General features: G+C 38.0%; 15 protein-coding genes and 2 tRNA genes. 12 read left to right on the top strand and 5 right to left on the bottom strand.

Going from position 1 to position 22827, the window contains the following annotated elements:
* Together PQG54_RS04760 and PQG54_RS04755 are read left to right on the top strand one after the other, a co-directional pair.
* A partial coding sequence (locus PQG54_RS04760; RefSeq protein WP_271807703.1) for a hypothetical protein occupies positions 1-1363 on the top strand: 1363 nt, incomplete at its 5' end.
* 730 nt (positions 1364-2093) lie between these two features.
* Positions 2094-2777 (top strand): hypothetical protein, encoded by a 684-nt coding sequence (locus PQG54_RS04755; RefSeq protein WP_271788622.1) that lies wholly within the window; start codon positions 2094-2096, stop codon positions 2775-2777.
* A 375-nt stretch (positions 2778-3152) separates the two neighbouring features.
* On the opposite strand, the gene PQG54_RS04750 is transcribed toward PQG54_RS04755, so the two are convergent.
* The 5 genes from PQG54_RS04750 to PQG54_RS04730 form a co-directional block, all read right to left on the bottom strand.
* A complete protein-coding gene (locus PQG54_RS04750) occupies positions 3153-3665 on the bottom strand; it encodes a tyrosine-type recombinase/integrase (RefSeq protein ID WP_408869479.1) in 513 nt (170 codons plus the stop codon).
* Between the two features lie 5 nt (positions 3666-3670).
* Entirely contained in the window at positions 3671-4222 is a 552-nt protein-coding gene (locus PQG54_RS04745; RefSeq protein ID WP_370866894.1) for a tyrosine-type recombinase/integrase, read from the bottom strand.
* Between the two features lie 230 nt (positions 4223-4452).
* A tRNA-Ser gene (locus PQG54_RS04740) sits at positions 4453-4543 on the bottom strand.
* Positions 4544-4652: 109 nt separating this feature from the next.
* Positions 4653-5978, bottom strand: coding sequence for a restriction endonuclease (locus PQG54_RS04735; RefSeq protein ID WP_271788625.1), 1326 nt, complete (start codon positions 5976-5978; stop codon positions 4653-4655).
* Between the two features lie 195 nt (positions 5979-6173).
* Positions 6174-6259: transfer RNA gene (locus PQG54_RS04730), tRNA-Leu, on the bottom strand.
* Positions 6260-6410: 151 nt separating this feature from the next.
* Here PQG54_RS04730 and PQG54_RS04725 point away from each other — a divergent pair.
* The 10 genes from PQG54_RS04725 (at position 6411) to PQG54_RS04680 (ending at position 22699) form a co-directional block, all read left to right on the top strand.
* Complete coding sequence (locus PQG54_RS04725) at positions 6411-7430, top strand: Ldh family oxidoreductase (protein ID WP_271788626.1); 1020 nt, start codon at positions 6411-6413, stop codon at positions 7428-7430.
* Positions 7431-7610: 180 nt separating this feature from the next.
* Positions 7611-8582 carry a complex I NDUFA9 subunit family protein gene (locus tag PQG54_RS04720; RefSeq protein ID WP_271788627.1) on the top strand — a complete coding sequence of 324 codons (972 nt, stop codon included), beginning with the start codon at positions 7611-7613 and terminating at the stop codon, positions 8580-8582.
* A 130-nt stretch (positions 8583-8712) separates the two neighbouring features.
* Positions 8713-10122 carry an NAD(P)-dependent oxidoreductase gene (locus PQG54_RS04715; protein ID WP_271788628.1) on the top strand — a complete coding sequence of 470 codons (1410 nt, stop codon included), beginning with the start codon at positions 8713-8715 and terminating at the stop codon, positions 10120-10122.
* 91 nt (positions 10123-10213) lie between these two features.
* Positions 10214-14740: a glutamate synthase large subunit gene (gltB, locus tag PQG54_RS04710; RefSeq protein WP_271788629.1), complete on the top strand. Its 4527-nt coding sequence runs from the start codon at positions 10214-10216 to the stop codon at positions 14738-14740.
* A 413-nt stretch (positions 14741-15153) separates the two neighbouring features.
* On the top strand, positions 15154-17832 hold the full coding sequence (locus PQG54_RS04705) for a cation:proton antiporter (protein WP_271788630.1): 2679 nt from the start codon (positions 15154-15156) through the stop codon (positions 17830-17832).
* Positions 17833-17931: 99 nt separating this feature from the next.
* Positions 17932-18396: a (2Fe-2S)-binding protein gene (locus PQG54_RS04700; RefSeq protein WP_271788631.1), complete on the top strand. Its 465-nt coding sequence runs from the start codon at positions 17932-17934 to the stop codon at positions 18394-18396.
* Complete coding sequence (locus tag PQG54_RS04695; RefSeq protein ID WP_271788632.1) at positions 18389-20578, top strand: xanthine dehydrogenase family protein molybdopterin-binding subunit; 2190 nt, start codon at positions 18389-18391, stop codon at positions 20576-20578. The genes PQG54_RS04700 and PQG54_RS04695 overlap by 8 nt, the downstream gene beginning before the upstream one ends.
* Positions 20579-20612: 34 nt before the next feature.
* On the top strand, positions 20613-20879 hold the full coding sequence (locus PQG54_RS04690) for a hypothetical protein (RefSeq protein ID WP_271788633.1): 267 nt from the start codon (positions 20613-20615) through the stop codon (positions 20877-20879).
* A 77-nt stretch (positions 20880-20956) separates the two neighbouring features.
* Positions 20957-22285: a c-type cytochrome gene (locus PQG54_RS04685; protein WP_271788634.1), complete on the top strand. Its 1329-nt coding sequence runs from the start codon at positions 20957-20959 to the stop codon at positions 22283-22285.
* 30 nt (positions 22286-22315) lie between these two features.
* Entirely contained in the window at positions 22316-22699 is a 384-nt protein-coding gene (locus PQG54_RS04680) for a lysozyme inhibitor LprI family protein (RefSeq protein ID WP_271788635.1), read from the top strand.
* The last annotated feature ends 128 nt before the right edge of the window (positions 22700-22827 follow it).

Here is a 22827-nt window from a genome sequence, read left to right as displayed (position 1 = left end):
TGTTCTACAAGGAGGTGTTCCACCTTGGGGGCGTGATCATAATGGGATCTTATATAGATTATCAGAAGCAAATCAATGGACACAGGCTGGTGGTTATCCTGTTTTTAATCAAGATTTATGCAATAAAATTGATGGTTATTCTGCGGGTTCTATATTACAAGGCAATGACCCATCTAAACCTTGGGTATTATGGATATGTGTCCAAGATGGTAATATAAACGATCCCAACGAGAATAAAATCAATGTATCTAAACCTCAAAACGGGTGGCAACGCTACCCTGTGATTGAGGATAAAGATGGTTCGACACTTTATTACAATGATCTGGGAGAGTTGGCTATATTCACTTCCGAGAATTCTATTTACAAATATGTTTCTTGGACTACGGGAAGTGATATGACGGGCGATGGAACGAGGATAAAGCCTTTCAAAACCGTTGATATGGCTGTTAAAAAAGCGCCTTCTACAGGTCAAATTATTATTAAAATATTAGATGTTGATGATCATTATATCGTAGGTTCTGATGATAAATCAGCTCAAGATATCAAATATTATAGTCCCGGTAAGGCATACAATGTTGGTGATAATATTCAAGAAGAACCAAGGCAAACTCTGTCAGGGAGTATCAATGTAGGAATAAGAAATATTATTATTCAACCTTATAACAATCCAAATGGTGATCCAACTCAACCAGATGGTTGGGAAGAACTAATTCAATTAGCTCAAAGAAATGTTGGCGATGGATGGTGGGGGTATTGTTTAACAGATGAGGCCTTAGCATCACGAGGGTTAAGAAGACCAGTTTTATACAAAATGTGGTGTTATAACTATATTTATTCAGGAAATCAATGGATAACTGTTTCCTTAAGATATTGCGGTTTTGATGGTGTGCAAGGAAGTTTTTCTGTGGGTTTTTTAGGGTGTCGATTGGTTAATTACAATCTACAAGAGCTCGAATCAGCTCTCTATTATGTGGCTTCTGCATTTGAAAGAGTAGGAGGGAATTATATGTATAATGGGACTATAACTGATAATTTATGTCTTCATAAAGCAAATGCTCCATGGAAATACTCTGTGGGTGGAACAGATATAACGACAACAAATGTTTCATTTAGAAGACAAAATAGTTTTATAGATTATCAGCAAAGCAGAGATGGTTTATTTATCGGTGTTAATAGTAGTATTACACTAACTGTCAGCGATAATCGCGAAACGGTAATGCCTTCTACGAATTATTCTTATATCAATAATGATGCTGTTGATTTTCTTAGTAAACATCAAACTTATACAGAAACTACACTAACGGTTATTAGCACACCTTCCAAACGATATGCATATATCAACCCAAATTTTGCAATCAAATAAAAAGGAAATTCATGCAGTTTTTATCGTAATTTTGATTAAACCCTTATCGTATTTATAAAGTTTACAAAAGAACGAATAAGGAAGTTGCAATATTTCTAAAAAAAATCTGTTTCTTATCTTGATTATAGTGTCGATTACAGCCGAAGATTGCAAGATGGCGAACATATAATCAAGGTGAATGTCACGGTTAATGGGGTGGGCTAAAAATTACTTCTGTTACTAGAAACGCTTCATATCTAACTGCGTTTATTGAGGGTGGGTTGCCCAATCAAACTTTTTTTACGTTCGAAGCTCAGACTAATTTTGGTGGATGTTATATCCAAGAAATAGTTTTACCGATCACAGAGCAACAAAAGGAAACTAAAGAGTCGATTTCTTTTTTTTGGTTTTTACGGAAGATGTTAAGCCTCCAGACGCTAAGCCTCCTTTAAATGCGATTCAGATTAACAACCGTTATCTCATTATTGATAGCGGTTTTTTTCATGAGGCTATGAACGAGAAAAGACGAACAATGTGGGTGTAGTCCGTTGGATAATTATACTGTTTGTAACGATCAACAAACGACGAGTACCGGTGCAACAGAGACAATTCAAGCTACGCAAAAATATTCTTTACGGATCAAATAATCATCATTCGAAAGAATGATAATCGGGCAGAAGTTTATCAGGCTAAGTTTAGTGATTTATATTCTGAAGTCGAGTTGCAAATTATGGTAAAGGTCACTTAAACTATGTCTCGCACTAACCCTTCTGGTAGATCTGTCATGTTTAGGTTCTTTATTGCCCACAGTGATGTAGAAACTATTAGCGGGGCATTTATTAAGATATTATTAACCTCTGATACTGGTGATGGCAGTCCTTGGTTAAATGTGGATGTATTGCTTCAACATCCGTGTCAATCCAGGAAAAAGACAGTATCGTTTTATAATGCACAAACAAAATCTTACAGTATTGATTATAGTAAACTAACTATTAATCTTCATGATGAAAAATTCCATACAGCCTATTTTATCTTAAATAATAATTACAAAGGATACACATGCTTTGCGATTGATGGTGTGTATTTTAATAGAGAACTTCCAACGGGGAATTTATTGGAAAAGGACCTGCCGTGGGTGCCAATGCAGATGGAGCCTGCAACCTGTGATGATATTTGGAAAAACTTTTTGAACACTTCAAAACGCAGCCATCTTGCAGCCTTGCTTAAAAATATAACTGGCACTTTTAACACCGATAATAATGATATCCCTAGAGCAGGGACCATGATTGGTGATCTATTTTTTGCAGCAATGTGCCGTGTGTTCTGCCTAGGAGTGCCCATCGTCATTCCAAATGCCACAGACACGATGGAGCTATCCAATTATTATAAGAAATACTATTACACCGATCTGTGCAAAGACCCTATGGCAAACTGAGATCATTTCCAACAAGCAATCAACGCTTAAATACTAAACAGGCAATTGTTCAGTAAACTTTAGTCTGAGGTAATGTGTATTAAATACTCATGTAACGATAAATCAACGAAACAAAGTGAAGAGCTAATAGTTAGTAATTGTTGATTCTAAGAGCGGAACAATTAATTAAGACATTTTATAAAAAAATTATCTGAGGGTATGATTAAAAATTTGAAAGGTGACCGTAAATAGTAGCAGTTTTATAATCGCGATTAAAGTCTAATCTATTCGGTGGAGACGTTTTATTTTTCAATGTTTTCGTAATTGGTTAATGATATTACAAGGGTCACTTAGTTCATCATATAATATATCAGCCCATATTTGGTATAATTCCGGTCATCTCGCTTCATGCTGTGACCTATTATAAGCATCCTCTACAGCATTTGGATTGATGTGAGCTAACATTAAATCAATGACAGCTCTATCTTGAGGGTAACGTTCATTCATAATTGTAGAGAGTGAAGTACGGAAGCCGTGAGGTGTATGTTGCCCTTTAAACCCTGCTGTATTAATTAATTTTCCTATTGTATTTTCACTCATATAAGAAAACGCATCTTTACTGTTTGGAAATACATAAAGACAGTTTCCAGATAATGGTCGTATTAATTCGAGTATTTCAAGAGCTTGTTTTGATAGGAAAACTTTATGGTTGCGCTTGTTTTGCAACTTATACTCTTGCTTCATTTTCATTTGTTCTGCTGGGATGGTCCAAACATCGCCTTCTATTTGATCCCAGCGCATTTGACGAAATTCACCTGATCTTGTGCCGATCAATGCCAATAATCTAGAGGCGAGCTTACTAAGCGGGCGTGCTGGACGATCTGTGACAATATTTATCATTTGTTGCAGATCATCTAAATTAGTAATCGCTGGCTGTTGTCTTTTTTTATATTCGGTCTTAAAGCACCTTTTAGAACGGTAGCTGGATTGGTGAAAGCTATTCCTTTAGATATTGCGTAATTGAAGACGGCTTCAATTCGTTGCCTGATTCGATGAGTTGTTTCAACAGCTCCAGTCTTTTCTATTTTCTGTAATACTCCTAATAAAAGAGAGGTATCGATATTATCGATTCTAATTTTACCAAGGCTAGGGAAGATACAACGTTCGAGTGTTCCTATTACGTCACTTGCATGACGCTCCACCCAACTAGCTTTATTTAAGTCCCACCATTCACGAGCGATATATTCAAATGAATTATTGATTTGACTTGCAGATAAATTTTGATGTTTTATGTTTTTAAGGCGTGGATCAATACCGTCTATAAGGTCACGTTGTGCCTCTATACGTTTATCTCGTGCTTTTTTTAAAGATGTAATTGGATATTGGCCAAACGATAAAGTTTTTTGTTTACCATGAATTGTGATTTTCATCTGCCATAGTTTAGACCCGCTGGGCTTAACTAAAATTTATAAGCCATCACCGTCGAACATTTTATATTGTTTATCTTTAATTTTGGCATTTTTTATTTTAAAATCTGATAAAGGCTCTATAGTTTTTGCCACGATACTCCCTATTATACCCCCATTTTTACGGGATGCAATGAGTCTATCTGATACTGTTTGAGACTACATTTTTGATATAAATGGCTGTTTTGTAGGGGTTTTGGTTCTACATGGTACTATATGGGAATCGCAAATGGCGGAGAGAATGGGATTCGAACCCATGGTACGCTATTAACGCACACACGCTTTCCAAGCGTGCGCCTTAAGCCGCTCGGCCATCTCTCCAATAGATTGCCTTTAATTGGAGAACACCATACCATTTTTTTTTCAAGAGGCAAGATAATTTTATTTGGATTTAAACTTTTTTATATTGTTAAATTAAATCGTAATATTTCTATGTCAAAGAACTGGCAAAGCCCTCTAAGGTTTCATGATGTAATAAAGCTACTTTTGTGGATGCAGCCAGCTGTCGTGCAGAAGTGGTATAGGCTGCATTAGAAACAACAGCAGCATAATGCGCATGATAAAAAGTTTTCGCAGCATTGACCTCTTGAACAGCTTTGTTTCCCACTGGTTTGCTGTATAATTTACATTGGATAATCAACGTCACCCCTCTTTTAACAGCAATTACATCTGCACCTTGGTCTCCGCTTGCTGTAGTGACCTCGGCATCCCATCCAGATTGGTTTAAAAGTTCTGCACAATAAACTTCATAATCAAAAGGATTCATTTTAGGAGAAAATTTGTGTCTTATTTTCTTTGTTCGTTGAAAAAATCTTGTCTGTTTTTTAGGGGGATATTTAGCTGTGTATAAAATATTCTTTATGACTTCTTTTTTAATTTGAGGGAAAAAATTGAGAAGTTGATAATCGGATAAATCTGGCTTAATTTTAGACTTGATAAAACGGTTTACTTCTTGCAGCCATTTATCTTCGACCAAACTGCCATATTCGTCTTTGTATATCAGTTGGTCACGTTTGATATATAAAATATTTGCATATTGTTTAATTTGATAGTTTGCAATTCTCAAGGCTTTTTTACGTGAATGATTTTTCATTCTCCGTTTGTAAATAGAAACAAAAAAGTTAATTAATGGCCGACCGAATAAAAGCAGGAATACAACAATGCCCATTCCATATAATAGTTGGTTATGAAATATCGAGAAGTCGGATAAAGAAATTGTATTAGATGCGCTAAGTTTACCAAAAGGAGAGGGAAGCTCTGGCATAGGTTGTTTGTCTAAATATTGCAACAAACGTGAAACGATTAAAGAGGTTCCTGTTAATGATATTGGAATAATATCATTATTGATCGTGATATAGGCATTTTCTTTAGCGGTAAAATCATGAATAAAGATTTTTAATTGCTGAGTGGTTAAATTAATTTTGAAATAAGTTTGATTATTTTTGGTGATGGAATTTTGTTTTCTTAAGGTGAAATTCTGCGTGCCGATGCTGAAATTTAACGCATAAGTATCTTTAAGAAAGTTGCTATTTTGAAGATATGTGATTTGTAATAAAGATTGCCTACCTGAATAAATGAAAAGAGTTATGATGAAATCATTATCTTGACCATTAATGGTTAATTGTTGAGATTTTGTATTGATAGAGGATCGCCACAGCGCATTATCTGCGACAATTTGGGATGCCGAAAAGCTGGGTAGGCTAAAACAGAATAAATAGCAGATTGATAAAAAGACGTATAAAAATTTAGTTTTCATAAATAGTCATCAGTAAATACTATATGATGTATTATTAATATATTTGATATAATATTAAGCAACTTATGTTAAAATAATGCTAATTGTAAAGGTGAATAAGGTTAAATAATACATCACTTTAAAATTGGTTAAATTATTATGGATTTTTAATATTACTCCAAATCATATTCTAAACAATTGATTTTATTGAATATTTGGTGCCCCAAAGAAGAGTTGAACTTCCACGACCTTGCGGTCACAGGTACCTGAAACCTGCGCGTCTACCATTCCGCCATTGGGGCTTGTAAAGCGAGTTTTATATAAATTATCGCAAGAGGTCAATTAGTTTTGATGACGAAGACGCTTTATTTCCCTTTAAGAGTAAGGATTAAGCTGGCATAATTTTAACAGTAATTTATTAATCATTTCATTTAGTCTAAAGGATAGTATTACATGAGTAAGAAAGTCAATTTATCTCTGGATCAAGTATATGATTTATCTGTTCAGATACTTTCAAAATATGGCTTATCTGACGCTCATGCTAAGGCGATCGCCAGAGTGATTTTGGCGGGTGAAAGAGATGAGTGTATCTCTCATGGTGTTTATCGGTTAGGGGTATTGGCACATACGATACAACAAGGTCATGTCTCTAAAACAGCAGAACCCAAAGTCACTATTGATGAAACATCGATTGTCAAAGTGGACGCTCAATATGCTTTTTCGCCACTCGCTTTTGAAAAAGGAATAGAGCAACTGGCGATTAAAACAAAACAAGTGGGTATTGCTGCTTTACAGATTAATCATTGTTACCATTTTTCTGCCTTGTGGCCAGAGGTAGAAGCGATTGCAGCTCATGGTCTGGTTGGGCTGGCAATGACGCCAAGTCATGCTTGGGTTACTCCAGCAGGAGGTAATAGTCCCGTATTAGGAACAAATCCTCTGGCATTCAGCTGGCCTCGGGAACATGCAGAAAATCCTTATGTTTTCGATTTTGCAACCAGTGCCATTGCTAGGGGAGATCTTGAGCTGCATCATCGTACCAATACTGATCTACCGGATAATGTTGCACTTGATAAAGATGGTAAGGTAACGAAAAATGCTAAGGCTGCTATTGATGGTGGGTCAATGTTAACATTTGGTGGGTATAAAGGCAGCGCGTTATCAACAATGATCGAGTTAATGTCAGGATCCTTAATTGAAGATTTAACTAGCCAAGAATCATTGAAATTAGATGATGGCAATAAATGCACGCCTTGTCATGGTGAATTGCTTTTCGCATTTGATCCAAGCAAGTTTGGTCTTGGTAATATTTCAAAAAGTGAAGCAAGTGCTGAACAATTATTTAAATCTATTGTCGATCAAGGGGCCAGATTGCCTTCACAACGTCGTTTCGAAGCACGCAAGCGTAGTCAAGAAAAAGGGGTATTTGTTTCCGAGCATATTTATGCCGATATACAAAATCTTTTAAAGTAAATATTGGGATTGCTCAGAGGATATTGGCCAATATTCACACGGGTTTGTAAAAGAAATTTCAGAAATATTTAAAGCCCGTTATGTTATTTGAATCTTGATCAATACATATACGAGGTATAAGAAGTATATAAAGAACATTAGAGTCAAAATCTTGTGATATTTGTTTAAAGGAGTGTCTAAGTGAGCGATACACGTAAAGTAGCAACAGTGATTGGGAATAATAAATTCGTAGAAGGCTATATCGTAGAACGATTAGTCAAAGCGGGATATGTTGTTCGCGTTGCTGTTCCTCAACCTGCATTGGTTAATGTGATTAGACCTTTTGGAAATGTTGGACAAATTACACCTCTATATTGTTCTGTTAATAAAGAAGACACGCTTATCCGTGCCATAGAAGGCGCAGAAGTTGTTATTAATGTATCAGAGCTTGCATTTGGTAAAAATAAATCCAAACTTGAATTGCATAATGTGCAAGCAGCTCAAACGATTGCACGGATTAGTGCAGCCGCAGGTGTAAAACGATTGATTCATTTTTCAGCACTTGGTGCAGAGTTAAATAGTCGCTCTGCGTATTTAGTCAGTAAGAAAAGAGGCGAAGATGCCGTTTTACAAGCTTTTCCATCTGCTGTGGTTTTACGCACAGGGATTGTTTTCGGACCTGAAGATCAATTTTTAAATAAATTAGCTTTAATCGCCAGTTATTTCCCAATTATGCCTGCATATAATGCAAATACCAAATTACAACCTGTATATGCGGGTGATGTTGCTGATGCTGTTATGAAGGCTGTGCAACAAGTCGAATGTGATGGAAAAATTTATGAAATTGCTGGGGCAGAAATTTATACCAACCGCGAATTAATGAGCTGGTTGGTCGGATGGCTCAGAACAGGTAATGATGTCAGTGGGTTAAGTCCAGCTTTGATTCGATTAATGGCATTTACATTGCAATTTATGCCTGGTGCTATTATGACGCCAGCGTTGCTGAATATGATGGAATATGATTCTGTATCAAGTCAAAATGAAAATGGTTTATTGGCTTTGGGAATAGTGCCAACACCAATAGAAATGATCGCCCCAATTTATTTATATTGTTATCGTTCTATTAATGATTTTACGGAATTAAAACGCTTACAGCATCGGATTGAGCAATAAAATACTATAAAATAATCTTTTTTTAAATTATTTTAACAATAGGTCAGCAGTACTGTCTTTTATTTGATCGAGGAATAGAATAAACATTAGGTGTAATTGATTTTGTAATCGTAAAGGCGATGGTAATATTATGCCTAATGTTATGTTAAAATTTATTTCTCTCGATCAACAGCAACCTGAAAAACGGCCGGCAGAAATACGTAAAACCGATTTCATGGAAACATATCGTCGGTTTTCAGATGAACAAGCCAAAACACAAGCCAGTCGTTGTTCTCAATGCGGCGTTCCTTTTTGTTCAACAAAATGTCCTTTATCCAATTATATTCCTGACTGGTTAAAACTTACCGCTGAAAATCGTTTAGAAGAAGCCTATGCGTTATCTTCTGAGACCAATAGTTTTCCAGAAATTTGTGGTCGCATTTGCCCACAAGATCGGTTATGTGAAGGCAGTTGCGTCATCGAGCCAGGATTTAAAAGTGTAACTATTGGTGCGGTTGAGGCATATATTACCGATCATGCTTTCGAAAATGGATTCATTCAACCGGTCGTTCCCGCACAAGAGCAAACTCAATCTGTCGGGATTATAGGGGCTGGTCCATGTGGATTGGCTGCTGCGGTGGTATTACGTCAAAAAGGGTATAAAGTCCATATTTATGATCGTTATGATCGCGCAGGCGGATTGCTGACTTATGGTATTCCAACGTTTAAACTTGAAAAAGAAGTTGTTGCAAGACGTCAAAAATGGCTAGAAGACTCAAATGTTGTTTTTCATTTTAATACGAATATTGCGGATCAAACAGGTGAGGGAACAATCTCTTTTGCTGATTTGCGTCAGAAACATGATGCTGTGTTCATTGCAACAGGTGTTTATCAGAAGAAAGAAGTTAAATTATTAGGAAGCCATTTGAATGGTGTTGTGCAAGCATTGGATTATTTAATGACTTCACAACAAACCGATAAAGCCTTAACAGCCGACATGGATGCCAAAGGCAAGGATGTAATTGTTGTTGGTGGTGGTGATACGGCAATGGATTGTTTACGCACAGCCATTCGTCAAGGCGCAAAATCAGTTAAATGTTTATATCGTCGTGACAAAGCTAATATGCCAGGCTCTATGCGTGAAGTTAAAAATGCGGAAGAAGAGGGTGTGGAATTTATTTGGCAAGCTGCACCAGAAGCATTTATTGGTAATGAAAAAATTGAGTCTATTCGTGCATTAAGAACTGAATTGGGTTTACCAGATGCAGGCGGACGTCAAAGTGTTCGCATTATTGATGATAGTCATTTTACATTGCCTGCAGATATGGTGATTAAAGCATTGGGATTTGATCCAGAACCCTTGTCCGAATTATGGAACGATGCCAATTTAAAAGCGTCTAAATATGGCACAGTCAGCGTTGATCGGCAGAAATTTATGACCTCTATTGATGGCGTTTTTGCAGGTGGCGATATTGTGCGTGGTGCTAGCTTGGTTGTGTGGGCAGTGCGCGATGGTCAAGATGCGGCGTTGCAAATTGCCAAATGGTTACAAGAACAATAATTTTGTTCCAAAAAATCATAACGGATTATTGAGTTAACAAAAGCCAGCCCAAAGAATGGCGGGGTTTTATCATCTATAGGCGGATAAACAGATGAGTGATACGAATTATATTGAAGATAGAAAAAGAAACGAAACAATCCTTGAGCGTGCAGGGGTATATTCTCAGGATCAAGAACATGATGCTTGTGGTGTGGGATTTGTTGTTGCGCTGGATGGTAAAAAACGTCGTGATGTTGTCGAAGCTGGGTTAACAGCTTTAAAAGCGTTGTGGCACAGAGGGGCTGTGGATGCTGATGGTAAAACGGGCGATGGTGCGGGGATCCATGTTGAAATTTGTCAGGACTTCTTTTTAAAATCCATCCGCAGCGGCCATCATCATGTCAAAGAAGGTGATTTGGCTGTTGGAATGGTATTTTTGCCAAAAAATGATCTAGCAAGCCAAGAACGTTGTCGTCAAATTGTTGAAACTGAAATTATCGCGTTTGGCTATTCAATTTATGGATGGCGTCAAGTGCCAATTAATACCGATTGTATTGGTGAAAAAGCCAATGCAACTCGCCCTGAAATTGAACAAATTTTAATTAGTAATACTAAAAATCATTCAGAAGAGGAATTCGAACGTAATTTATATATTATTCGTCGTAAAATTGAAAAACGCGCCACGGAAAGTCACGTCGATTTATATATTTGTTCGCTATCTTGTCGTTCAGTCATTTATAAAGGAATGTTCTTAGCTGAGAACGTCGCCGATTTTTATCCTGATTTATTGGATGAGCGCTTTGTCAGTCGCTTTGCGATTTATCATCAACGTTATTCAACCAATACATTCCCAACCTGGAAATTGGCGCAACCATTCAGAAAAATTGCGCATAATGGTGAGATCAACACTTTATCAGGAAATATCAACTGGATGAAAAGCCACGAGACCCGTTTGTCTCATCCTGATCTTGATGCTTATATGGCTGATTTAAAACCCGTTATTCAGTTTAATGGTTCTGATACAGCGGCTTTGGATAATGTGTTTGAATTATTGACTTTTGCGGGGCGTGATGCACCAACTGTTAAGGCATTGATGATTCCTCCTGCAATGGGGATGCAAAATCACTTAACTCAAAAAGTGAGAGATATGTATAGTTACTCTAATGCTGTAATGGAACCTTGGGATGGCCCAGCAGCATTATGTGGAACGGATGGCAACTGGGTGATTGCAGGTTTGGATCGTAACGGATTGCGTCCCTTGCGTTATACAATCACGACGAATAATTTAATGATTTTGGGTTCTGAAACTGGAATGGTTCGTGTGCCAGAACCAGATGTTTTGGAAAAAGGGCGTCTAGGGCCAGGGCAAACCATCGGGTTTAATATGCAGACCTGCAAATTATATAAACCTAATGATATTACCGACATGCTAGTGCAGCGTCATGATTATAGTGAATGGGTAAAAAATACTCAGCAAATCACATCGATCGTGAGGGATCAAGAAACTGAAACGCATTTATTTCCTTCAGAAGAATTACGCAGAAGACAACTGGCGGTAGGGATCAGTATTGAAGATTTAGAAACCGTTTTACAGCCAATGGTTGAAACTGCTGCTGAAGCGATAGGCTCTATGGGGGATGATACGCCATTAGCGGTGTTAAGTGATCGTTATCGTGGATTGTCCCATTATTTTCGACAACGGTTTAGCCAAGTAACTAATCCGCCTATTGATAGTTTGCGTGAAACTCAGGTGATGACCCTCAGCACACGTTTGGGTAATTTAGGGAATATTCTGGATCAAACTTCTGAACAGTGTCAGATGTTGCAATTATCTAGTCCTGTATTAACCACCAGTGAATTTAGTGCACTGCAAGAATTTTGTGGAAAAACAGGTGTAACGATTGATTGTAATTTCACGGTTACTGAAGGGGAACAAGGGTTACGTGATGCGATTGCTCGTATTTGTTTCGAAGCTGAAGAAGCTGTTCGGGCTGGATGCACTCATGTATTCTTAACCGATGAAAAACAAACCAAAGACCTTGCACAAATTCCAATGATTTTGGCAACCGCAGCAGTGCATACCCATTTGGTTCGTCAGTCTCTTCGAACATTCACGTCATTAAATGTGCGTTCAGCGGATACATTAGATGTGCACTCGATTGCTGTATTGATTGGTGTGGGTGCAACAACCGTCAATGCTTATTTGGCGCAAGAATGTATTGCAGATCGTCATAAAAAAGGTTTATTTGGTGATGTTTCTCTGCGTGAAGCCATGCAACGTTATTGTAAAGCTGTTGATAAAGGCTTGCTTAAAATTATGGCAAAGATGGGAATTTCTGTCGTTGCTTCTTATCGTGGTGGATATAATTTCGAAGCGATTGGGTTGTCTCGTGCTTTGGTGGCAGAATTCTTCCCAGGAATGTCTTCTCGTATTTCAGGGATTGGGTTGTCAGGGATTGCTCATAATGTCAGCACTTTTCATGAAAAAGCATGGGATCCAAATGTTAAGATCTTGCCAATTGGTGGATTATATAAATGGCGTCAACAAGGTGAAAAGCACGCGCTGAATGGGGATGTGATTAAACTAATCCAACAAGCGGTGGAAAAAGACAGTTGGCCTTTATATCAACAATATCTTGAAGCCATCAAAGAACAACCTCCGATGGCGCTGCGCGATTTATTAGATTTTCAGTCTTCTAATAAACCTATTCCAGTTGAATCTGTAGAGAATATTACTCAATTACGCCGTCGTTTGATTTCCCCGGGTATTTCGTTAGGAGCATTAAGTCCAGAGGCTCATGAAACTTTGGCAATTGCGATGAATCGTATTGGGGCACGCTCTGATTCCGGTGAAGGTGGTGAAGACGCAAGTCGATATAAACCTCGTCCTAATGGCGACAATGCGTCATCAGCTATTAAGCAAGTTGCGTCTGGGCGCTTTGGAGTAACGGCGGAATATTTGAATAATTGTCGTGAGATTGAGATTAAAGTGGCTCAAGGGGCTAAACCAGGTGAAGGTGGTCAGCTGCCAGGGTTTAAAGTTACCGAGTTAATTGGTAAATTACGCCATGCTGTACCTGGGGTAACCTTAATTTCTCCACCGCCTCATCATGATATTTACTCTATTGAAGATTTGGCTCAGCTCATTTATGATTTAAAACAAATCAATCCTGATGCTACGGTTGCGGTTAAACTGGTAGCATCCTCTGGAATTGGAACGATTGCTGCTGGGGTTGCAAAAGCAAAAGCAGATACAATTTTGATTTCTGGTCATAATGGTGGGACGGGGGCTTCTGCTCAAACATCGATTAAATATGGTGGTATTCCTTGGGAAATGGGCTTGGCTGAAGCACATCAAGTGTTAATGCTGAACCGTTTACGTCATCGGATTACTTTGCGTGTTGATGGTGGGATTAAAACGGGTCGTGACGTTGTGATCGCAGCGATGTTGGGTGCTGAAGAATTTGGTATTGGAACGCTTAGTTTAATTGCGATGGGTTGTATTATGGTGCGTCAATGTCACTCTAATACTTGTCCTGTCGGCGTCTGTACTCAAGATGAAGAACTACGTAAAAAGTTCGTTCAAGATGGTGCGGATCGTGTGATTAACTTATTTTCTTTCATTGCGGAAGATGTTCGTAATATTCTTGCCTCTCTTGGTTTTTCTTCGTTGAAAGAAATTATTGGACGCACTGATTTGTTAAGGCAAGTCCTGCGTGGGGCATCTTATCTTGATGATCTAGACTTAAACTCTTTGTTGGCTCGGGTGGATGCAGGTCCGTATGAAAGATATTGCACGCGTGAGGGTCGAAACGAAGTTCCAGAGACGTTGGATGCGCAAATGATTGTTGATGCTCAACCGTTATTTGAGCATGGTGAGAAAATGCAATTGCGTTATAATGTGCAGAATACTTACCGTGCAATTGGAACGAAGATTTCATCCAAAATTACACGTCGTTTTGGCATGAAAGGGTTGGCAGAAGATCATTTGACTGTGCGTCTTAGCGGTTCAGCTGGTCAATCTTTGGGAGCTTTTGCAGTTCAAGGGTTGAAACTTGAAGTGTTTGGCGATGCGAATGATTATGTTGGTAAGGGTCTATCTGGTGCGACGATTGTGGTGCGTCCAGTTCCTGAAACGAAATTAATTTCTCAACATAATATGATTATTGGTAATACAGTCTTATATGGTGCAACCTCTGGCAGTCTGTATGCTGCGGGGATTGCTGGTGAACGTTTTGCTGTTCGTAACTCTGGCGCCACTGCTGTGATTGAAGGGTGTGGTGCAAATGGGTGTGAATATATGACAGGTGGAACGGTCGTTATTCTGGGTGAAATCGGCGTCAATTTTGGGGCTGGCTTCACAGGAGGGATGGCTTTTATTTATGATCCACATGCGCAATTCGAAAAATGTGTCAATTCCGAAACATTAATGTGGCAGCGAATTGCAGATCCAAAATGGGAGGATGTTTTACGTCAACACATAGAACGTCATGTAGAGGAAACTGAAAGTCATTATGCGATGTCATTATTACATGAATGGCAAAATATTGTGCAACATTTCTGGCATGTCATTCCAACTGAATATGCCAAAGCGATTGGGTTGGATTTGACGTCCGAACTCAATAAGAAAATAGCATAAATCTTTATACAATATCCCTGTATCTTTTAAGAATGATACAGGGATATTTGGTATTTGGACGATAAAAGATAAATTTCGTGCGATGATAGTATGTAATCAAAGATCATTTTAACAATTATGAAGCGATTTAAAACAAAAAATTAATTTCATAATAAACTTAAATAGAAGCTAGATTAAAGTCTATAAAATTTATGAAATAAATTGTAACGAAATTTATAATTCTTATTATGTATAAAATATGATATACAAACAAATTGAAAAGTATTTTAAGCAAGGACAATAATTTCATAACCGAACATTATATACGATCAACACAATCTGAATAAACAGATTGTTTGAATGATTTCTCTGTTTATAATACATTTATAAAATACAAACATTATATTAATTATTTAAAGCGGAGAGAGACTAATATGCCAGTTACTGGTCTGGCTACTGTTTTATTAGCAACAGCCATCCTCTTAGTCATCGTCAGTGCGGTTCAGCCTTTGGCCAAACGTATTGAGTTATCAGAAACAGTTCTGTTGGCGATCGTAGGGATTATTTTAGGGGGCGTTGCAGATATTGTATTGCATAGTTCCCATATTTATATTTTCGATACTGCCGCAGAGGTCTTATTAGATTTCCCAATCAATAGTGAGGGGTTTCTTTTAATCTTTTTGCCAATCTTGGTATTCCAAGCGGGATTGGCCATTGATGTGCGAAGACTTTACCATGAAATGGGTACTGTGTTGTTATTGGCTATTGTGGCTGTCGTGCTGTCGACGGCTATGATTGGGCTGGCTCTGTATCCGTTTTCTGGAATGCCTTTGATTGTTTGTTTATTGGTGGGTTCTATTGTTGCAACAACGGATCCGTCCGCAGTCGCTGGGATTTTTAAAGAGATCGGTGCTGCGACACGATTAACCCGTTTGGTTGAGGGTGAATCTTTATTAAACGACGCGGCAGCAATTTCCATTTTCTCCACATTAACAGCAGCCATTATCGCGCACAAAGAAGTTCATTTAATGAGCTCTGCAATTAGTATTCTGGTTTCGTTTGCTGGGGCAGTGATTGTTGGCTTTATTTTTGCACGTCTCTCTTTATGGATGATTGTGGCACTAGGGTCTACTTCAGGACGGGCTGCTGAAATTACATTAACAGTGGCTTTGCCTTACATTTCTTATATTGTTTGTGACGAAATTATTGGTTTCTCTGGTGTTGTTGCAGCAGCAGCAGCAGGGCTTACGCTTTCCGCATACGGGCCGTCGACATTTCGCCCTCAAACTTGGCGTTTTCTAAACGAGATTTGGCAACAGATTGTTTTTTGGGCAGGGTCATTGTTGTTTGTCCTAGCCTCCATGTTGGTGCCTCGTTTGTTAATTGGGATGACCAAGTGGGATTGTGTGTTGATTCTAATTGCTACAATTGCAGGATTGATCGCACGTGCAGTTGTTGTTTTTGGGATGTTACCTATTCTAGCGGCAACAAAGATTTCTCCGCCTATTCCTACACCTTTCAAAGCAACAATGGTGTGGGGGGGATTGCGCGGCGCAATCACGCTGGCATTGGCATTGGCTGTTACTGAAAATGAGTTGGTTTCAACACCGATATCTCATTTTGTTGGAATCATCGCAACGGGGTTTGTATTAATTACATTGTTAGTTAATGGAACGACTTTACGTGCCGTGGTTGTTTATTTCCGACTAAATGAACTAACCCCGATCGATCAGGCTGTACGCCATCAGATATTAGGTATTGGTTTAGGAAGAGTTAGAGATAAAACAAGACGTACAGCCAATGAATTTGGTTTTAATAATCGTATTACAGGATATGTTATCGAAGGTCTTGAAAGGCGAATTGAGGACGAGCAAGAAGCGAATACGTTTGATACCGCTTTGGGCAACCGTCAACAAATTACATTGGCTTTGATTACCATTGCCGCGCAAGAGCGTTCAATTCTACTTGATTTATTCCGTATGCAAGGCTTACCCAGAAGGGTGATGGAAACATTGTTAAGATCAGCTGAAGCTGCTCTTGATGGTGCTTGGCAAGATGGTCGCTATGGATATGTAAAGGAAATGCATAAACGATTACATCCGCCTTTACGGTTTCGAATGGCTCAAAGTATTCACCGCAGACTACATATAGATCGTCCGTTGATGTATTGTATGATGGAACGTTTTGAGATTTTGTTGATTTCAAGATTTGTTGCTATATCGTTAACTCGTTTTGTTAAACGCAAAATTGAGCCGACGTTGGGATCACGTGTGGCGGATATTGTTTCTGAAGTGCTAGACAGACAAAATCGTATGTTGGATGATGCTTTGGAAACGATGAGAATGCATTATCAAGGATATATTGAAGCCTTGGAAGCACGTTTCTTGCAAATGGTTGCGTTAAGGTTTGAAAACGAAGAATATGATGATTTGCATACAGAAACTCTGATCAGTGAAGAGTTATATCAAGAGTTAGAAAAAGCTGTTGAAAAGCGGTTTGCGCGGTATAATCGTTCTTTAAAATTCAATTTAAAGAGTGGGATTGAGCAACGCGTTCAGGAGCTTCCTTGCCTTAGAGGCGTTCCTCAAGCTGTTTTGTATGATATTTCGATGTCGATGTCTATTTATTTTGTTTCGCCTGGTGAGAGGATTTTCTCTCGTGGAGAACGAATTAAAAATGTATTCTTTATTAGTAACGGATTATTCGAAACACATGTCGAAGATAAAGTCTTTACATTTGGTTCAGGGGATATATTAGGGGCAAAAGAGATCATCGCTAATAAGAAAAGAACGGAATCAATATATCGCTCTTTGCGTTTTGGTTATTTATTGACCATGCCTGTCGATGTATTCAAACGATTAATATCTGAATACTCTATTGTTCGTCATAATTTGATACAGATAGATTATGCACGCCATCGTCCTGAGGGTGATATTGTCGTGGACAATAATCTTCCTTTGTTAGAATACAATCCTCTTGCAATAGAAAAGCCACCTGAAGGGGGCTCTGTTTCTAATGAGGCGAAAAAAGATAAACAAAAGAAAGAGGATCAGAAACAGCCGAAAAATCAGCCTAAGGCTAATGAAGATAGTGAAAAAGATCCTTTTCAGTAAAGTTCAGATCATAAAGTAATTGTTCATAGAGGAAAGTTTGAATTTTCCTTTATGTTCGGTTACTCTGTTTGACGTAAAAAATAAAAGATTTAGAACGGAATGGTTGAATTAAATATAAACAATAAAATAGTTCGTTTAGACGTTTCTGATGATATGCCGTTATTATGGGTTTTACGAGATGTAATGGGTTTAACAGGCACCAAATATGGCTGTGGCATTGGTGAATGTGGTGCTTGTACGGTGCATTTAGACGGGAAACCAGTTCGGTCTTGTTCTTTACCAGTGGGATCCATTGGCAATCAATCGATTATTACCATAGAGGGATTGGATAATGATCCAATTGCTCAAAAGATACTTGATGGTTGGGTTGAGAAGCAGCCGACACAATGTGGTTACTGTCAACCAGGTCAGATTATGGCTGCAATTGCTTTGTTACATGAAAAAGAAAAGCCAAGCAAAGAAGAAATTAATCGTGCTTTATCGGGACATGTCTGTCGTTGTGGTATGTATCAGCGTATTCGCAATGCGATCAAAGTTGCGGTAGGGAGCACAGAAGATGAGTAATTTATCCAGACGTGCTTTTTTCACGAAGACAGGTGCATTGATCTTGGGCGTTTCTTTGCCAATATTGGCAAAAGCGCAGGACAAAATTGTTACATCGAAATCAGAAGACAATTCACATCATAGTGTCAATACGCCAACAAATAATGAGTATCATAACGCGTATATTGAAATTACATCAAATAATCAAATTTTGTTTCATATTCCTGATATTGAATTTGGGCAGGGAATTTATACAGCCGCAGCGATGCTTCTGGCTGAAGAGCTGGAGGTTGAGTTATCAGCAATCAAGGTTGATGCTGCTTTGCCAAACCCAGAATATATTTTAAAAGGGGAAGTGACTGAAGTCACTTGGGGATCTGGATCAACTCAAAAAGATTGGTTTCCGTTGCAACAATCAGCAGCAATATTACGTACGATGTTACTGCAAGCTGCTGCACAATCTTGGAAAATAGATATCAACCAGTGTCATGCCAAAGCAGGTCAAATTTATGGCCAAAATGGTCAACAGGCACCTTACGCACAATTTTTACATGATATTTATAATTTATCGATACCTAAAGAAGTTCCTTTAAAAAAAACAGAGGACTATCGTTTGATTGGTAAATCGCAACCACGTGTAGATACATCTGAGAAAATTAAAGGCAAAGCAATCTACGCAACAGATATTCATCTTGAAGATCCATCTGTTCCAGCGATAAGAACAGGGTTAATGATTGCTTGTCCTGTAGTGGGTGGAAAATTAGCACATCTTGATGACAAGAATGCAAAACAGATACAAGGTGTTATTGATATAGTATCTTTAGAGAATATTGTTTGTATTATTGCAGAAAATTTCTGGATTGCCTCCAAAGCCGCCAAGCAATTGGTTATTGAGTGGGATTATGGTTCCCAAAGCGCAGCGACAACAGACAGTATTTATAAGCAATTAGATCAAGCTGCGGATGAACAACAGGCGATCATTGGATATAATAATAGTTCAGAAAAAATTGAAGTTTCATTAAATGCTACAAGTCATATTTATAATGGGACTTATAAACAGCCAATGTTGCTGCATGCTGCGTTAGAGCCTCTAAGTTGCACAATATTCATAAATGAAACAAAATGTGAGATATGGTCTTGCTCACAAACACCTTTATGGACAAGGGATAAAGTTGCAGCACTATTAAAAAGAGATACAAAAGAGATATATTTTCATAATGTCTTTGTTGGTGGCAGTTTTGGTCGGCGTTTGAATGATGAATATATTTTGCAAGCTGTTCAATTTGCACAAAAGGTTTCTTATCCTCTAAAATGTGTTTGGTCGAGAGAAGAGGATTTTGTTCAAGATCATGTCCGTCCACCTTATTTGGATCAAATTGAAGCAGGCGTCGATGCAGATGGTTTAATAACAGCAGTCAAGCATCATATCATAGGCCCATCTGTAACTGCTTTTTGGGATAAATCATTATTATCAAAAGAGGGTATGGATCCTGATTTATTGTTAGGAATTGACACGCTTCCATATCAAATTCCACATTATCAGTTAAATTACACTAATTGTGATATTCAATCTATTATTCCTGGTTGGTGGCAAGGGAACGGAGCCACCAGAAATATTTTTGTAGTGGAATCTACGATCAATAAATGTGCTAAGAAAGCTAAAAAAGACCCCATCGAATACCGTAAATTGCTAAAACCAGATGCTCGAGCGATAGCCGTCATTGATATGGTTGCCCAACATGCCCAATGGGAACAGCAACCTCCCAAAGATATTGGCAGAGGCTTTGCAATGGCGCATGTTTTTGGCAGTTATATTGCCATGGTAGTCGAGGCTGAAATCACAGCCATGTCAGTGGTGCGTTTACATCGCGTGATTGTTGCGCTTGATTGTGGATTAGCTGTCAATCCAGATCAAATTTCTGCACAAATCGAAAGTAGTGCTATTTATGGATTAGGCGCTGCTTTGTATAACGAGGTGCAAATTCAAAATGGTCAAATCGTGCAGCGTAACTTTAATCAATATCGTGTTCTACATATGAATGAAGTTCCGCAAATAGAAGTTCACATCATTAAAAGCAATGAGCATCCTTCAGGGGTCGGAGAGTTGGGAACAATTGTTTCAGCACCAGCATTGGCTGATGCTTTGGGATCAATTTTGAATAAGAATTTATATAGCTTACCTTTGAACAAATATTTGACTTAGTCTTACACTAAATTTCAGTTTATTGGTGAATAAAATGGAGTATCGCATATTGATTATAGATAAACAGACGAAGCATACATCACTATATCGCTCAATTGGTATCCTATGTGGTTGTTTAGGCATAATGATTGGTGCCTTGTGGGCGTTTAAAGGCGTGATATTGGGGCATTCCTATATTCGAAACGGAACTATTCTTATCGATGATTGGCAATCTTTGGGTATAGATATGGGAATTATCGGTATTATTATAGGAGTGACTGGCGCATTGTTTGGAATAATGGTTGGAAGAAGCAAGGTTTAATCATTATCTATTATTTTTTTAATGTGATTACGATTAAAACTTAGAATTGAGAATCTTCTTAGGATTAGAGTTGTTTTATGGTTTATTTTATTAGGTTTGAATTAAAAATATTGCTTGCAATAGGGATAATGCTAGGTACGATATTATCGCCTTTGCAGCAAGTCTTTGCAGATGAAGTTCAAATTGATCCTAAACAGTCTGATCCTAAACAGTCTGATCCTAAACAGTCTGATCCTAAACAGTCTGATCCTAAACAGTCTGATCCTAAACGAGTCCAAATCAAAATGGGTGAGTATTTATTTTATGCCTCTGGGTGTCAGACCTGTCATACTGCAGATAATGGAAAGTTTCTAGCTGGAGGCAGGGGGTTTAAAATCAAAAATCAAGGAACTGTTTATGCGTCCAATATTACACCTGACCCAGAAACAGGAATTGGTCGGTATACAGATGATGAATTCGTCAGTGCCTTACGCGATGGTGTTGGATATAAAGGAAGGTCTTTAAATCCTGTGATGCCATATTCTGCTTATCGTTTAATGGATAGGGATCAAATATTGGCGATCAAAGCTTATTTAGATCAGCAACCTGCTGTTGTTAATAAAGTAATAAAAGGAACTGTGACTGTTCCTGCAGGAAATCAAAATAATAATACCAATGATAGTTTTGAAGAAGATCCACAAAAATCAGCCAAGTGGAATAGAGGTAAATTTTTAGTAGAAGGTCCAGGACATTGTGCTTCTTGTCATTCATCAACTGATGGGGTAAAGGGTAAAACACCTGACTATTCTGGATCAATAGTTAATGGATGGGTTGCTTATAATATATCTTCTGATGGAGATACAGGCATAGGATCTTGGAGTGACAAAGATCTGCAACAATATTTATCCAAAGGATATGTTGAAGGGCATGGTGCCGCTGTTGGTCCAATGGCGAAATTGATCAATGATGGGTTATCACATTTGAGCCAAGAGGATATTCGTGCAATGGTTGTCTACTTACGTTCCCTACCTCCTCAGGAAAAAGGAGAAGCACCAGCAAATATTCCAGTTGAAGAGTTGCAAAATACGGAGCCAAGTCACAGTCATGGCAGCCATCTTTTTGCTGCTTTGTGTGCCAGTTGCCATTTGGATAATGGTGCGGGACGGCAAGGTGAATATGAAAGTCTATGGGGATCAAAGACGGCGACATTGACTCAAGGAACCAATCTGATCAAAGTTATTTTGGAAGGTTCAGAATTAAAAGATTCGAAACTTGGGTCATTTTCCATGCCAGGTTTTAAAGATGGTTATAGTGATCAAGATATTGCGGATATTGCCAATTACGTGATTGCACATTTTGGAAATAGAAATGGACATGTTACGGTCGAACAGGTTAAAAAAGAGCGTGCTTTGTTAAATATGAAATAAATAAAGCTATATCTTCACAAGGAACCTATAATGTTAAAAAAGACTCTTTTAGTTACAGGATTATTGGCACAATTTTCATTGGCACCAGCTGTTTTCGCTATGAGTTGTAGTAACCCTATTACTGCATATGATAATACGTATTGTGCGTCTTTGAAAATGACTCAGTTAGATAAAGAGATTAACGATCAATATGGAAAAACGATCAAAGTTCTAAAAGTTGATCAAAAACAAGCGGTTAAAAAGACACAAATTCAATGGATCAGAGCTCGTGATAAAGAATGTTCTGATGGGGGAACTGTTGCTTTGAATTGTGTTAATGATAAAATGGAAAGACGTATTTCTTTGTTAAAATCAATCGAAAGAGAATGTAAAAATTCTGGTTGTGACAAAGCATTATTATCTAGAGTAGACTAACAATTTTATTGTTTACAGATTGTTTTAAAAGATACATCAATTGGTATAGATTTAAAATTACTGTAAACAATATGACTGATGCTTAATATTTAATAAGTATGTTTGTATTTTAGAATGCATGTGGTTAT

The organism is Commensalibacter communis (assembly GCF_947179015.1).
Taxonomy (GTDB): Bacteria; Pseudomonadota; Alphaproteobacteria; order Acetobacterales; family Acetobacteraceae; genus Commensalibacter; species Commensalibacter communis.
This window is presented reverse-complemented; position numbering and strand designations above follow the sequence as displayed.

Coding starts and splice junctions, on each gene's coding strand:
- PQG54_RS04755 (WP_271788622.1), top strand. CDS start 2,094: ATGTCTCGCACTAACCCTTCTGGTAGATCTGTCATGTTTAGGTTCTTT.
- PQG54_RS04735 (WP_271788625.1), bottom strand. CDS start 5,978: ATGAAAACTAAATTTTTATACGTCTTTTTATCAATCTGCTATTTATTC.
- PQG54_RS04725 (WP_271788626.1), top strand. CDS start 6,411: ATGAGTAAGAAAGTCAATTTATCTCTGGATCAAGTATATGATTTATCT.
- PQG54_RS04715 (WP_271788628.1), top strand. CDS start 8,713: ATGCCTAATGTTATGTTAAAATTTATTTCTCTCGATCAACAGCAACCT.
- gltB (WP_271788629.1), top strand. CDS start 10,214: ATGAGTGATACGAATTATATTGAAGATAGAAAAAGAAACGAAACAATC.
- PQG54_RS04705 (WP_271788630.1), top strand. CDS start 15,154: ATGCCAGTTACTGGTCTGGCTACTGTTTTATTAGCAACAGCCATCCTC.
- PQG54_RS04700 (WP_271788631.1), top strand. CDS start 17,932: ATGGTTGAATTAAATATAAACAATAAAATAGTTCGTTTAGACGTTTCT.
- PQG54_RS04695 (WP_271788632.1), top strand. CDS start 18,389: ATGAGTAATTTATCCAGACGTGCTTTTTTCACGAAGACAGGTGCATTG.
- PQG54_RS04690 (WP_271788633.1), top strand. CDS start 20,613: ATGGAGTATCGCATATTGATTATAGATAAACAGACGAAGCATACATCA.
- PQG54_RS04685 (WP_271788634.1), top strand. CDS start 20,957: ATGGTTTATTTTATTAGGTTTGAATTAAAAATATTGCTTGCAATAGGG.
- PQG54_RS04680 (WP_271788635.1), top strand. CDS start 22,316: ATGTTAAAAAAGACTCTTTTAGTTACAGGATTATTGGCACAATTTTCA.